Source organism: Jiella pacifica, from assembly GCF_010500815.1.
GTDB lineage: Bacteria > Pseudomonadota > Alphaproteobacteria > Rhizobiales > Rhizobiaceae > Jiella > Jiella pacifica.
Genome location: NZ_JAAAMG010000018.1, coordinates 91,696 through 105,165, shown reverse-complemented (window position 1 = coordinate 105,165; position 13,470 = coordinate 91,696). Strand labels below are relative to the sequence as shown.

Below are 13,470 nucleotides of genomic sequence, written 5' to 3'. Positions count from 1 at the left end.
CGATGACGGGTACGCGCACGAAACTCGATATGATCGACGTGAAGATCTTGTGCGAACTCCAGAAGAACGGACGGATCACCAACGTCGAATTGGCCGAGCTGATCAATCTGTCGCCGAGCCCGTGCCTGACGCGCATGAAGCGCCTGCAGGCGGCAGGCTACATCACCGGCTATTCGGCCCAGATCGACATTGCCAAGCTCGGGGAGACGCTGACCGTCTTCACCGAAGTGACGCTGAAGAATCATCGTCACGTGGATTTCGACCGGTTTCAGGCCGCTGTCCGCAAGATTGACGCCTGTATGGAGTGTCACCTCGTTTCGGGCGGCTACGATTATCTCCTGAAGTTCATCACCTCCGGCATCATCCACTACCAGACGACTATCGAAAATCTGCTCGATCAGGACGTCGGGATCGACAAATACTTCAGTTTCGTCGTGATCAAGACGCCTTTCATCAAGTCGAACCTGCCGTTGCACAAGCTTTTCGGCGATCTGGAGCCTGCGGCCTGAAATATCTCTCTACGACCGGCTGGTGCCGTCAGTGGCGGTCCGCTGCGTCTGCAAAGGTCCGGTCCTGGCCCAGCGAATCCAGCCATCCGGTGTCAAGCTTGGGGACGGATGAGATCAGGAGTTTCGAGTAGGGATGCTCGGCGCCCGACTGCATCCGGCTTGTCGGCATCTCTTCGACCTTCTCGCCCTGATACATCACCGCGACCCGGTCGCAGACCGCCTCGACCGTCGAAAGGTCGTGACTGATGAACATGTAGGTGAGGCCAAGCTCGCGCTGCAATTCGTCCAGTAGATCCAGAATGGCGGCGGCGACCACCGTGTCGAGAGCCGATGTGATTTCATCGCATAGGATGAGCTCGGGACGAGCCGCCAGTGCCCTCGCAAAATTGATCCGCTGTTTCTGTCCCCCCGAAAGCTCCCCGGGCAACCGGTGCTTGAGCGCCTTGGGCAGGCGCACCAGGTCGAGAAGGCGGTCGACTTCCGCCTCGCGCGCCTGCCCGCTCATCCCGTGATAGAAGGTCAGCGGCCGCGACAGGATGGCGCCGACCGGCTTGTTGGGGTTGAGCGCCGTGTCGGCCAGCTGGAAGACGATCTGAAGCTTGCGCAGCTCTTGCTTCGATCGGTCCCTGGTTCCATGGCCGAGGGTGATGCCGTCCATCGCGACGCTGCCTTTCGCCGCCGGCAGCAGGCCGGCGATGACCCTCGCCAGAGTGGATTTGCCGCTGCCGGATTCGCCGATGACACCGAGGCTTCGGCCGCGCTCCAGCTCGAGGTCGATGTCCTTCAGGATCACGAATTTCGGCAGGCCGTCGCTGCCGACGGCGCCATATCCGGCCGTGAGACCCGAGACTTTCAGGATCGGCTGCGGCTCGGCATTTTCGGCCCGCGCGTTCGGATCCCGCCCCTTGGGGTGAAACGCTTCGATCAACGCCTTGGTATAGCTGTGGGTCGGCTGATGGACGATCGTCTCGGCGGTGCCTTCCTCCTGGACCTCGCCGCCCTTCAGAACGACGATCCGATCGGCGATCTGGGCGACGACGGCGAGATCGTGGGAGACGTAGAGCCGGCCATGCCGCGCTCGCGCATCACCGATTTGAAGGCTCTCAGGACCTCGATCTGCGTCGTCACGTCGAGCGCCGTCGTCGGCTCGTCGAAGACCATCACCTTCGGGTCGCCGATGAGGGCCATGGCCGCCGACAGTCGCTGCAGCTGGCCGCCGGAGACCTGGTGCGGATAGCGCCGGCCGATCGTTTCGGGCTCCGGCAAAGCGAGAGCCTCAAACAAATCCACCGCCTTGCGACGGGCCTCGGGCATCGGCATCAGGTGATGGATCTTGGCGACCTCGACCACCTGATCCATGATCGTCTTCGACGGATTGAAGGCGGCCGCCGCCGATTGCGGGACATAGGCGACCTCCGTGCCACGCAAGGCACGCTTCTCGGCCTCGCTCATCGTCACCGTGTCGCGCCCCGCAACGACGACCTTACCCCCGGCGATCGCGCATCCGGGGCGTGTGTAGCCGAGAAGGGTGAGGGCGATGGTGGTCTTGCCGGAGCCGCTCTCGCCGATCAGCGCGACGATCTCGCCGTCGGCGACCGAAAGGTCGACGCCCTTGATGATCTCGACGACGCGGCCGGAATCGGTCTTCGCCTTGACGTGAAGGTCGCGGATTTCGATGACGTTGCCCATCACTCGCTCCTGTCGCGGATGCGCTGGGGAAGGTTGTCGATCAGCATGTTCACCGAGATCGTCAGGCTGGCGATGGCGATCGAGGGCACGATCACCGCCGGCGCCCCGAAGGACAGCCCGCCAATGTTCTCGCGCACCAGCGCGCCCCAGTCCGCGTTCGGCGGCTGAACGCCGAGTCCGAGAAAGGACAGGCCGGACAGGAGCAGCACGATGAAGACGAAGCGCAGGCCGAAATCGGCCAGCACCGGGCCGATGATGTTGGGGAAGATCTCCTCGCGGATCGTATAGAGGGTGCCTTCGCCGCGAGCCCGCGCCACTGTGACGAAGTCCATGGCATTGACGTTGACGGCGAGCGCCCGGGCGAAACGGTAACTGCCGGGAGCGTAGAGGACGGCGATCGTGAGCACGAGCACGGAAATCGAGCTGCCGACCGCGGCCACGACGACGAGGCCGAACATCAGGGAGGGGATCGAGTTCAGCGCGTCGAGGAAGCGCGACAGGATTGCATCGAACCAGCCGCTGATGACCGCCGCGATCATGCCGAGTGTCACCCCGATGAAACAGGCGATGGTAACGCTGGCGAGCGAGATGCCGACCGTGTATCGCGCGCCCATCAGGACGCGGGACAGCATGTCTCGGCCAAGATAGTCGGTGCCGAACCAGAACTGCGACGAGATGGGTCCGTAATAGTCGAAATCGACGATCTGGCCGACAGGGTAGGGGCTGATCCAGGGCGCGGCGATCGCCACGACCATCCAGAACAGGATGATCGCGGCACCGATGATGCCGACGGCATTGACGTGGAAGCCGAAGTGGCCTTTGCGGGCGGGAGCTGTCATCGTCATCGTCACTGGTTCCGCAGCCGTGGGTTGGCCAGGATCGCGACGAGGTCGGCGATCAGGATGAGGAGGAGATAGCTGACGCAGAAGATCATCGCACAGGACTGGATGAGCGGCAGGTCGCGTGTGGAGACCGCGTCCACCATCAGCTTGGCCACGCCCGGATAGTTGAAGATCGTCTCGACGATGATGACGCCGCCGAGAAGATAGGAGAGCGAGAGGGCCATGGCGTTGACGATCGGGCCCAGCGCGTTCGGCAACGCGTGTCTCAGCACGATCCTCGGGCGCGAGGCGCCCTTGAGCAGCGCCATCTCGACATAGGCGGTGTCCAGCGTGTCGATCACCGCCGCCCGCGTCATCCGGATCATCTGGGCCGAGACGACGAAGGACAGGGTGATGACCGGCATCGCGTAGATGCGCAAAAGCTCGCCTATCCCCTGAACGTCGTTGGCGACCGACAGGGCGGGCAACCATTTCAGGTAGACCGCAAAGATCAGGACCGCCAGCGTCGCCACCATGAATTCGGGGATCGAGATCACCGAAACGGTGAAGACCGAGACGAACCGGTCATAGGTGGACCCCCGGAACATCGCCGCCGTGATGCCGAGGGTGAGCGCGATCGGAACCGAGAAGAGCGTGGTGACGAAAGCAAGTTCGAGCGAATTCGCCAGCCGTCCGGCGATCAGGTCCGCAACTTCGCGATTATTGGCGTAGGAACGCCCCAGGTCGCCGGTCAGGAGGCCGCCGAGCCACGACAGAAATCGCAGAAAGGCGGGCTGGTCGAGATTCATCGCCTTGCGAAGCCCGGCCACCGCTTCGGGGGTCGCGGACTGACCGAGCAGAATTTCGGCGACGTCGCCAGGCAGAAGCTCGGTTGCGAAGAACACCGCGAAAGCGATGATCAGAAGGGAAATCAGCATGATTCCCAGGCGCTTGGCGACGAGACGCGCGACAAGTGCGTTCATGATGATGCTGGCTCCCGGACGACTGGACCGACAAAGTGGCCGGGCGCCAAGCGCCCAGCCACAATGGCATGGGATCAATCGTCGAGCCAGACATGCTCGGCGAAGGCATAGCCCATCATGCCGCCGAGCGGGTTCGCCTTCATCCCCTTCAGCTTGGATGACAGGGCGTCGACATTGGACATCCAGACCGGGATGATCGTTCCCGCCTCGTTCGAGATCATCACCTGCATCTCGTCATAGATCGATTTGCGCTTGGCCTCGTCGAGCGAACCGCGCGCTTCGACCATGAGCTTGTCGAACTTCTCGGACTTGTAGTGGCTCTCGTTCCAGGGCGCGTCGGACGTGTAGAGCAGGGAGAACAGGATGTCAGGCGTCGGCCGCGGATTGATGTTGCCGAAATGGATCGGCGCCTTCAACCAGTAGTTCGACCAGTAGCCGTCAGAGGGAACGCGCTGCACGTCGAAGGGCATGCCGATCTCCTGGCCGGCCTGCTGCACGACGGTGGCCATGTCGATCGCCGAATTCGCCGCGTCAGACGTCACGATCGGAATGGATTGGCCGAAGACGCCGGCCTTTTCGAACAGCGACTTCGCCCGCTCCGGATCGTATTCCCGGGCAACGAGATCCTTGTTGTAATATTTGTCGTTCGGCGACACCGGCTGGTCGTTGGCGATCACCGCCAGGTCGCGCAGGACCGAGCGCTTGATGACCTCGCGGTTCATCAGATACTTCATGCCCTCGACGAAACCAGCCTTGTCGCCGGGATCCATGTCGAGACGGACGTTGAGGTCGGTATAGTTGCCGGAGGTCGAGACGGAGAGCTCGACGCCGTCCACCGTCTCCAGTCGCCGCATCGAGCGCGGATTGATGGCCGCTGCGAGGGCGATGTCGCCTGAAAGCAGGGCGTTGATGCGGGCCGGTTCGTCGGAAATCGCGATGAACTCGAAACTGTCGAGATAGGGAAGCTGATCTTTCCAGTAGTTCTCGTTCTTTACGCCCAAGGAGCGCACGCCCGGTTCGAAGACCTCGCATTTGAAGGCGCCCGTGCCGTTTGCCGTGGAGAAATCAGTGGTACCGTCCGCGATGATCATGAAGTGATGCAGCGACAGGATGATCGGCAGGTCCGCATTGGCGGCGGAAAGCTCGATCTCCATCACCCGGTCGTCGATCTTGCGGAAGGTCTCCATCTGCTTGGCCATCGCGGCGGCCTTCGAACCCACACTTTCGTCCTTGTGACGGTTCATCGAGTAGATCACGTCGTCGGTGGTCAGCGTCTTGCCGTCGTGGAAAATCACGTCTGGACGCAACGTCACTTTCCAGGTCTTGGCGTCCGTGGTTTCGATACTCTCGGCCAACTCCATCTTCAGTTCGCCGCCATCATCCAAGAAGGTCAGGCGGTTGTAGAAGGCGCAGCAGCGCACATAGTCGGTCGAGAGCGAGGCCTTGGCCGGATCGAGCGTGTCGGCGGTGGAGGCCGACCAGCCCGCCGCCGTGATCGAGCCACCGGATTTCGGCGTGTCGGCGAACGCCTTCGTCGCCCGGCCGATGATCGTGCCGCCGGCCGCAAGGCCGATGCCGCTCGCCATCAGAAGCTGGAGAAGCTCGCGACGCGTGGCGCCGCGGCGAATGGCATTCTCGACCATCTGGTCATCGCGGCCGGTCCAGTCCGTCACTTTGTCATGGCTCATCTGTCGACTCCTCTTGGTGTCAGGAAGCCCCCAGCCCCTTTGATAAGGCTTGTGGCGGTTGCATTAAGCTTCGACTGCTTCTGCCAGTGCGGCGAGCGACGTGAAATGGAAATCCGGTTCGGTGAAACTTTCGGGCGCAATGGTTCCGCCATAGCCCGCTCGGCCATGGCGGCGCTCGATCCAGCAGTTTGTCAGGCCGAGCCGCCGGGAGATTCCGATGTCGTGATACTGGCTCTGGGCGACGTGCAGGATATCGGCTTTCGCGATGCCGTCCCCGGACAGATCGGCGAAGACGTGTTCGAAGAACGCCGGATCAGGCTTTTCTGTGCCGGTATCGTCCGTGGTGAAGGACTTCCAGAACGGATCGGCAAGCGCGGTGGAAAATCGCTCGAACGCCCAGCGCTGCGCATTGGTCATGGCGACGAGGCGGAAATGCTGGCCGAGCCGTTTCAGCGCTGCCACGCTGTCGGGAAAGGCGGGGGAGGCGGCGACCGCCTCGACCATCCGTGCGCCCTGCGTGTCTCCTGGGGGCAGGCCGAAGCGGGCGGCGATGATCTGATAGCAGCGAGCGAGATCGTCGGGAAACTTGCCGGCTCGGTGATCGCGGCGGCACTCACCGTAGAGCGCAAGCGCAGCCTCGCCGTCCAGGTCGACCCCGCTCTCCTCGGCGATCGCCTGCAGGCCGTTGGTCAGCCCGGTCTCGAAGTCGATTAATGTACCAACGACGTCGAATGTGAGAACCTTGAAACTGGCGGGCGTTAGTTGCAAGGGCGAACCTCCGGTCAGATTAGGGCTCGATGGCCGACGTTGCGGATCGGCATTTTCTTTCGCGCCGTGAAGTCCCTCATGGCCGTGAGCTCCACTTGCGGGCACCACTTCCTGAGAGCCCTCTGTCCTCGGCTTTCGAGGTGGTTGCTGCGGTGCATACAGGATGTGCAGTGGCTTTTCTGCACAAGACTTTCGCAGGTGCCGGCCTCTCGGAAACGTCAAAACCGATAGCCCCGGCGGCATCTTGTTTCGAAAATCTGCGTCAGGCGGAAGATTCGGCGGAGCCTTCAATAGCCGCGTTCACGATCGACGAGCCCCTGGATCTGTCCGCCGTTCAGATGGGCTCGAAGACTCGCGATGGCGGACAATGCGCCTTCCTCGAAATCGGTGATCGTCGCCACATGCGGGGTCAGGACGACCGCCGGGTGGGACCAGAAGGGATGATCCGCAGGCAGCGGTTCGGGCTCGGTAACGTCCAGAAAGGCGCCGCGTATATGACCGCTGCCGAGCGCATTCAGAAGTGCCGCGTGGTCGAGCTGTCGGCCGCGGCCGGCATGGACGAGGCAGGCTCCCTCCGGCAGGGCCGCGAAAAGCTCGGCATCGAGAATGCCGCGGGTGTCTTCGGTGAGCGGCAAAAGACAGACCAGGATATCCGTGTCCGCCAGGAACGGGAGAAGCCCGTCCTTTCCCGAGAACGTCTCGACTCCGGCAATTCCACGCGCCGTGCGGGACCAACCCGCCAGGCGAAACCCGAAGGGCCGAAGCGCCTCGAGCGTGGCTAAGCCCAGTTGTCCGAGGCCCATGACGCCGACCTTCCGGCGTCTGGCGAGCGCCACCGGTCCGCTCTCCCACAGGCCGCGCCGCTGCTGGGCGATGTAGCGCGGCAGATCCCGGTGCATGGCGAGGACGCCGAGAACCGTATAGTCGCGCATCATCTGGCCGATGCTCTCTGTGACGCAACGCGCGACGAGAACATTCTCCGGCAGTCTGGCGAGGTCGAGCTGGTCGACCCCGGCACCCACCGACACGACCATCTCGATATTGGGGTAGCGATCAATGACGCCGTCGGGAAGCGTCCAGGCGGCGAGGTAGCGGATCGAAGCCGGGTCCTCGACCGCAGGTTCTCCTTCGACGAAGCGCACTTGCGGCAGCTCACGCTCGAAAAGGGGCCGCCACACGGCGGCCCGCTCGGCACTTGATAGATAAAGCAGCGCCACGGCGCTTACGTGCTTTTCATCGCCGCGCGAATGTCGGCATCTTCGAGGGTCTCGTCGAGGACGCGGCGGGTGCGCGCCACCATTTCGTCGATCTCCTCAGTGGTGCAGCAAAGCGGTGGGGCGAAGCCGATCGCGCCGTTGCCAAAGGCGCGCACGATCAGGCCGTTGCGATAGGCCCGGTCGAAGACACGTTTCGACGGCTCGCTTGCAGCGGGCAGGGGGGTCTTGGCGTCCTTGTCGGTCACGAGCTCGATCGCCGCCAGCATGCCGCGTCCCCGAACATCGCCGACGAGGGGATGGTCCGACAGGCCATGGAGGCCGGCCATCAGCCGCTCGCCGGCCTTGCGGCCATTGTCCAAAAGCCCCTCCTCATAGAGCTTCAGGACAGCGAGCCCCACGGCCGCACTGACCGGGTGACCGGAATAGGTGTAGCCATGGCCGATCAGGGTATCGCCGGCGCCTTCTGCAATCACCTGATAGACATGGTCGGCCATCAGCACCGCACCGAGCGGCGCATAGCCCGACGTCAGCCCCTTGGCGACGGTGATGAAGTCGGGAACGATGCCTTCTTCCTCAGAGGCAAAGAGCGGGCCGGTGCGGCCGAAGCCGGTGATGACTTCATCGGCGACGAAGAGAATGCCGAGCTCCCGGCAGGTCTCGGCCATCGCCTTCATCCAGCCCCGAGGCGGCACCAGCACCCCTCCCGAGCCCTGGATCGGCTCGGCATAAAAGGCCGCGACGCGATCGGGTCCGATTTCCTCGACCTTGGCCTTCAGCTCGGCCACCGAGGCGGCGATGATCGTCTGCGGATCGGAGCCGACCGGGTTGCGATAGACATAGTGGGACGAAATCTTGTGCTGCCAGTCCAAAGGAACGCCGAAGCCGGCATGGAAGCCCGGCAGCGCCGTCAGGCCCGCGCCGACCGTCGAGGAGCCGTGGAAGCCCTGGGTCAGCGAGATGAACTGATCTTTCTGTGGCGTGCCACGGGCGTGGTTGTAATAGCGGATGAAGCGGACCGTGCTGTCCACCGCGTCCGATCCGCCGAGGGTGAAGAAGACGTGGTCGAGATCCCCGGGGGCGCGATCGGCGATCTCGGCGGCGAGGCGGATCGCCGGTTCCGAGCCGAGATCGAAATACCCCGTCGCATAGGGCAGCCGGCGCATCTGCTCGGCCGCCGCCTCGACGATGCTCTCCTGGCCGTAGCCGGCATTGACGCACCAAAGGCCGGCAAATCCATCGAGAAGCTGATGGCCCTCGCTGTCGGTCAGGGTCGCGCCCTTGGCCGAGCGCAGGACGCGCACGCCGTCGCGTTCATGGCCGCGATAGGAGCTCAGGGGATGGATCAGATGCCGTCGATCAAGCTCGACGAGGGAATTGGCAAGCATGTCGTTTCCTTCCAGTAGATCTTAGCCGAGGGCCTGGGCGGCCAGCGCGAAGGTGTGGACGTCTTTCGACGGGGGCGATTGGGGTTTGGACGCCTGGCTTCTGCAGGTCATCGCGACACCGCCGCCGACATGCGGCAGCCCTTGCGCGGCGAGCCAGGGCGCAAGGCCGCTTTCTGCCGTCGTGTCGACCCGCATGAAGCTGCCGGGATGGCGATGAAGATGCGCCGCGATCAGCCGCTCGGCCGTTTGAACATCGGCCGCCGCCGCCGGGCCGACGACGTATCCGCGGCCGAAGGGGCGGCAGATGGCAAAGCCTGAAACTCGACCCTCAGGGCCGCGGGTGACGACTGTCTCGCCGACGGCCCGCAGGCGCGCGAACAGCGAGCTGCGGTCGGCGCCGGTCGCCGCCCGATCGAGCGCCACGATCGCCTCCCAATCCTCGGACGCCGCGTCCTTGACGTCCTCTGGCGCGGCGATCGCGCCGATCTCGCCCTGATGCTGAAGAATCCGCCCGCCTTGGACGAAGCCGAGCTTGGTGTAGAGCGGCAGCCCGGCTGCTGTCGCGGTCAGCCGCAACTCGCGCTCGCCCGCTTGTGCCATGACCGTCTCCATCAGCCGGCGGCCGAGGCCTCGTCCGCGCATCGTCTCGTCGACGATGATCATGTTGATCATCGCGACATCATCGCCGAAGGGCGTGCAGAAGGCCGTGCCGACGGTCTTCTCGCCCTCGCAAGCGACGAAGGCGTGGGAGATCGCCGCGACGAGAGCCCAGTCGTCCGCCTTGTGCGGCCAGCCTTCATGGGCCGACAACCTGACGGCTTCGGGCAGATGTCTGTCTTGAAACGGAAGAATCTCCGGATTGGTCATTCTACGGGCAACCTCATTCATCGCATTCCTCAGTCGTAGCAAGGCAAGCGGGGAAGATGTTTCCGGCCATCGGCAGCTCGACGGGATTTTCCGCCGTGCCGCCATGCATCCGGCGCAGCTTGTGGCGGCGGGCGGACCCGCCGTGTACCGCTTACCGGGCCGCCACGGTCCCCTCCCTGACACGAAGTTCTTGGCCAAGGCGCAGCACCATTTCCCGCGCTCCAAGCAGCTCGCCGGTGGTAATGTATTCATCCGGCTTGTGAGCCCGCGCGATGTCGCCGGGGCCGCAGACGATGGCGGGAATCCCGGCCTTTTGATACAGTCCGGCCTCCGTCCCGTAGCTCACCGCTGCTAGCGGCAAGCTGCCGGAAAGTCTGGCCGTGAGCCGGGCGAGGGCATGGTCGTCGTCGAGGGCGAGGCCCGGATAGCTGGCGATGATTTCGGCCGAGAGCGCTTCGTCGGCCGCAACGACCCGCAGCGCCGGCTCGAGAAGTGCCAGCGGATCGACGCCAGCGATCGCGCGCGCCTCGATATCGGCGCTCGCCGTTTCAGGAATGATGTTGATCGCCTCGCCACCGGAGATCTTGCCGATTTGCAGCGTCGAATAGGGCGGCAGAAAATGCGCGTTGGTCGGCCCGTCCTGACGCTGGCGCGCAGCCTCGGTGGCGATCGCCTCGAGGGCCGGCAACAGAGCATGGATTGCATTGTGCCCGAGATCGGGGCGGGAACTGTGTCCGGAACGTCCCCGGGCGGTGACTCGCACCGCCGCCTTGCCCTTGTGGCGGAGCACCGGCACCAGCCCGGACGGCTCGCCGACGATGCAGCCGAGCGGTGTGGCGCAGAGCGTTGGAAGCTTCTCGATGAGATGGGGCACGCCGCGGCAGCCGGCCTCCTCGTCATAGGACAGCGCAATGTGGATCGGTCGCGCGAGATCCATCGCCGCAAGTTCCGGAACCGCGGACAGGACGGCTGCGACGAAGCCCTTCATGTCCACCGCCCCGCGTCCGTAAAGCCGGTCTCCCTCCGCGCGGAGATGGAATGGATCGCCTCGCCAGCCCGGCTCGTTGGCCGGCACGACGTCGACATGGCCAGATAGGATGTAGCCGGGAACATCCGCCGGTCCTATCGTGGCGAAGAGGTTGAAGCGGTCGCCTTCGGGCCCCGATATGACGGCCGAGGCGACGTCCAGCGAAGCCAGATAATCCCGAACGTAGTCGACGAGCGCCCCGTTGCGTGTGCCGACCACGGACGGGAAGGCGACGAGGCTCGAGAGCATGGCTTGCGGGTTCATCGGCGGTTCTCGATCGGATGGGCTTTTCGACGTCCCGGCTCATCACCGGTTGCGGCCAGATTGCCGCGAAAGGAGCGGCAGCCCTTGCCGTGGTGTCCCGCGCTTTCGAGAGATTCTGCTTTCCGTGCAGGTGCGAAAGCGACAAACCGCCCTTCGAAGGAGCGCTACGATCCTGGACGTCGCACCCGGTCGGCCAGCTCCCAAAGGCCGCTGCCCATCTGCCAGGAAAGGTACCGCGCCCGTGTTCCGCCCCAAATTCATTACCTTCGATTGCTACGGCACCCTCACCAATTTCCAGACCGCAGAAAAAACCCGCGAGATTTTCGGAGCGCGACTCGCACCGGAGGCCATGGATCGGTTCATCAAGAATTTCGCCGGCTATCGGCTTGACGAGATCTTGGGCGATTGGAAGCCTTATGATCAGGTCTTCCACAATGCTCTAGAACGCACCTGCAAACGCAATGGCGTCGCCTTCGACGAAAGCGAGGCCCGCCAGTTCTACGATGCTGTGCCAACCTGGGGTCCGCATTCCGACGTTCCCGCCGGCCTTTCGAAAGTCGCCAAGGAAATCCCGCTCGTCATTTTGTCGAACGCCATGGACGAGCAGATCATGTCGAATGTCGAGAAGCTCGGCGCGCCCTTCGCCCATGTCTTCACGGCCCAGCAGGCCAATGCCTACAAACCGCGTTTCCAGGCCTTCGAATATATGTTCGACCAGCTCGGCTGCGGACCGGAAGACGTTCTCCACGTCTCCTCGTCCTTCCGCTACGATCTGATGTCGGCCCACGACCTCGGCATAACCAACAAAGTCTGGGTCAACCGCGGCCACGAGCCGGCCAACCCCTATTACGGCTATACCGAGATCAAGGACATTTCCGGCCTTCCGGGCGTCGTGGGTCTTTGAGGCGATGGAGTTCAAGTCCTACTGGCACGCGACCGCGCCGCGTTTTGCCGGCGGGGCAGAGGGACCGGTGGAAGGCAAGTTCGACGTCGCGGTGGTCGGCGGCGGCTTCACCGGCCTATCCGCGGCCCGCACCCTTGCCAGGGAGGGCGCCAAGGTGGCGCTTCTGGAGGCGCGCCACGTGGGATACGGCGCCTCCGGGCGCAATGGCGGCCATCTCAATAACGGTCTTGCCCATGGCTATGCCTCCGCCAAACAGCATCTGGGCGAGGATCGTGCCAAGGCGCTTTACCGCGCTCTCGACGATTCGATCGACACGATCGAGCGGATCGTCGCGGACGAGAGCATCCCTTGCGACTTTCGCCGCTCGGGCAAGCTGAAGCTCGCTTCCAAGCCCAAGCATTTCGAAGCGATCGCGAAGAATTTCGAGGTCGTCAACCGCGAGGTCGACTCCGAGACCGCGCTCCTGACAGCCGACGAGCTGCGCCCGGAAATCGGCTCTCACTCCTTTCACGGCGCGATGCTGTCGAAGAAGAGCGCCATGATGCACATGGGGCGCTTCGTCACCGGCATGGCCGAAGCGGCAACGCGCCACGGCGCGACGATATTCGAGGAGGCTCCGGTCACCGCCCGCACCAAGAGCGGGGGGCAATGGCTGATTGAAACGCCTCGAGGTCAGCTGTCTTGCCGGAACGTCTTCGTGGCGACTGACGCCTATACCGAAGGCCCGTTCGACCACTTCAAGCGCCGGATCGTTCCGGTCGGCAGTTTCATTCTCGCGACGCGGCCCTTGAGCGCGGAGGAGGTGGCGTCGACCATGCCAGGCAACCGAACCTGCGTCACCTCGCTCAATATCGGCAATTACTTCCGCCTGTCGGATGACAGCCGGCTGATTTTCGGCGGTCGGGCCCGCTTTTCCGCGACCTCGGACGCGGCCTCGGACGCGATTTCCGGCCGGATCCTCCAGCAAAGTCTCACGGAAATCTTCCCCCAACTCGCCGGTATCGAAATCGACTATTGCTGGGGCGGGCTGGTCGGCATGACGAAGGACCGCTTCCCGCGTGCCGGCGAGGTGGATGGGCTTTATTACGCCATGGGCTATTCCGGCCACGGCGCGCAGCTTTCGACGCATCTGGGCGCGATCATGGGCGAGATCATTGCCGGCAAGCCCGATCGTAATCCGCTCAAGGGTCTCGCCTGGGATGCGGTGCCGGGCTATTCGGGCAAGCCGTGGTTCCTGCCTGCGGTGGGCCTTTACTACAAGCTGCTCGACCGCATCCAGTAAGAGCGGCCCGCGCCATTCGCGACGAGGGCCAGCGCGTCAACACGCCGGCCCTTCGCACTTTCCTAA

General features: G+C 63.8%; 11 protein-coding genes and 1 pseudogene. 3 read left to right on the top strand and 9 right to left on the bottom strand.

What is annotated here, in order from left to right:
• The first annotated feature begins 2 nt into the window (after positions 1-2).
• Positions 3-509 (top strand): Lrp/AsnC family transcriptional regulator, encoded by a 507-nt coding sequence (locus GTK09_RS19465; protein ID WP_163465099.1) that lies wholly within the window; start codon positions 3-5, stop codon positions 507-509.
• A gap of 28 nt (positions 510-537) precedes the next feature.
• Here the strand turns inward: GTK09_RS19465 and GTK09_RS19460 are convergent.
• The 9 genes and pseudogenes from GTK09_RS19460 to argE form a co-directional block, all read right to left on the bottom strand.
• A pseudogene (locus GTK09_RS19460) lies at positions 538-2,198 on the bottom strand (ABC transporter ATP-binding protein).
• Positions 2,198-3,037 (bottom strand): ABC transporter permease, encoded by an 840-nt coding sequence (locus GTK09_RS19455; protein ID WP_376768020.1) that lies wholly within the window; start codon positions 3,035-3,037, stop codon positions 2,198-2,200. Before GTK09_RS19455 ends, GTK09_RS19460 begins: the two are co-directional and overlap by 1 nt.
• Positions 3,038-3,045: 8 nt before the next feature.
• The gene (locus GTK09_RS19450) at positions 3,046-4,002 is read right to left on the bottom strand and encodes an ABC transporter permease (RefSeq protein ID WP_163465097.1); all 957 of its coding nucleotides are present in this window, start codon (positions 4,000-4,002) and stop codon (positions 3,046-3,048) included.
• A 74-nt stretch (positions 4,003-4,076) separates the two neighbouring features.
• On the bottom strand, positions 4,077-5,690 hold the full coding sequence (locus GTK09_RS19445) for an ABC transporter substrate-binding protein (protein ID WP_163465096.1): 1,614 nt from the start codon (positions 5,688-5,690) through the stop codon (positions 4,077-4,079).
• Between the two features lie 63 nt (positions 5,691-5,753).
• Positions 5,754-6,458, bottom strand: coding sequence for an HAD-IA family hydrolase (locus GTK09_RS19440; protein ID WP_246218011.1), 705 nt, complete (start codon positions 6,456-6,458; stop codon positions 5,754-5,756).
• A 287-nt stretch (positions 6,459-6,745) separates the two neighbouring features.
• A complete protein-coding gene (locus GTK09_RS19435) occupies positions 6,746-7,675 on the bottom strand; it encodes a 2-hydroxyacid dehydrogenase (RefSeq protein WP_163465094.1) in 930 nt (309 codons plus the stop codon).
• 5 nt (positions 7,676-7,680) lie between these two features.
• Positions 7,681-9,060, bottom strand: a complete 1,380-nt coding sequence (locus GTK09_RS19430) for an aspartate aminotransferase family protein (RefSeq protein ID WP_163465093.1) — start codon at positions 9,058-9,060, stop codon at positions 7,681-7,683.
• 21 nt (positions 9,061-9,081) lie between these two features.
• Positions 9,082-9,948 carry a GNAT family N-acetyltransferase gene (locus tag GTK09_RS19425; protein ID WP_376768017.1) on the bottom strand — a complete coding sequence of 289 codons (867 nt, stop codon included), beginning with the start codon at positions 9,946-9,948 and terminating at the stop codon, positions 9,082-9,084.
• Between the two features lie 130 nt (positions 9,949-10,078).
• Positions 10,079-11,218 (bottom strand): acetylornithine deacetylase, encoded by a 1,140-nt coding sequence (gene argE / locus GTK09_RS19420; RefSeq protein ID WP_163465091.1) that lies wholly within the window; start codon positions 11,216-11,218, stop codon positions 10,079-10,081.
• Positions 11,219-11,459: 241 nt separating this feature from the next.
• On the opposite strand from argE, the gene GTK09_RS19415 reads away from it, so the two are divergent.
• The gene (locus tag GTK09_RS19415) at positions 11,460-12,122 is read left to right on the top strand and encodes a haloacid dehalogenase type II (protein WP_163465090.1); all 663 of its coding nucleotides are present in this window, start codon (positions 11,460-11,462) and stop codon (positions 12,120-12,122) included.
• Positions 12,123-12,126: 4 nt separating this feature from the next.
• Complete coding sequence (locus tag GTK09_RS19410; RefSeq protein ID WP_163465089.1) at positions 12,127-13,404, top strand: NAD(P)/FAD-dependent oxidoreductase; 1,278 nt, start codon at positions 12,127-12,129, stop codon at positions 13,402-13,404.
• Positions 13,405-13,470: the final 66 nt, after the last annotated feature.

Coding starts and splice junctions, on each gene's coding strand:
- GTK09_RS19445 (WP_163465096.1), bottom strand. CDS start 5,690: ATGAGCCATGACAAAGTGACGGACTGGACCGGCCGCGATGACCAGATG.
- GTK09_RS19410 (WP_163465089.1), top strand. CDS start 12,127: ATGGAGTTCAAGTCCTACTGGCACGCGACCGCGCCGCGTTTTGCCGGC.
- GTK09_RS19430 (WP_163465093.1), bottom strand. CDS start 9,060: ATGCTTGCCAATTCCCTCGTCGAGCTTGATCGACGGCATCTGATCCAT.
- GTK09_RS19450 (WP_163465097.1), bottom strand. CDS start 4,002: ATGAACGCACTTGTCGCGCGTCTCGTCGCCAAGCGCCTGGGAATCATG.
- GTK09_RS19465 (WP_163465099.1), top strand. CDS start 3: ATGACGGGTACGCGCACGAAACTCGATATGATCGACGTGAAGATCTTG.
- argE (WP_163465091.1), bottom strand. CDS start 11,218: ATGAACCCGCAAGCCATGCTCTCGAGCCTCGTCGCCTTCCCGTCCGTG.
- GTK09_RS19425 (WP_376768017.1), bottom strand. CDS start 9,948: ATGAATGAGGTTGCCCGTAGAATGACCAATCCGGAGATTCTTCCGTTT.
- GTK09_RS19455 (WP_376768020.1), bottom strand. CDS start 3,037: ATGACAGCTCCCGCCCGCAAAGGCCACTTCGGCTTCCACGTCAATGCC.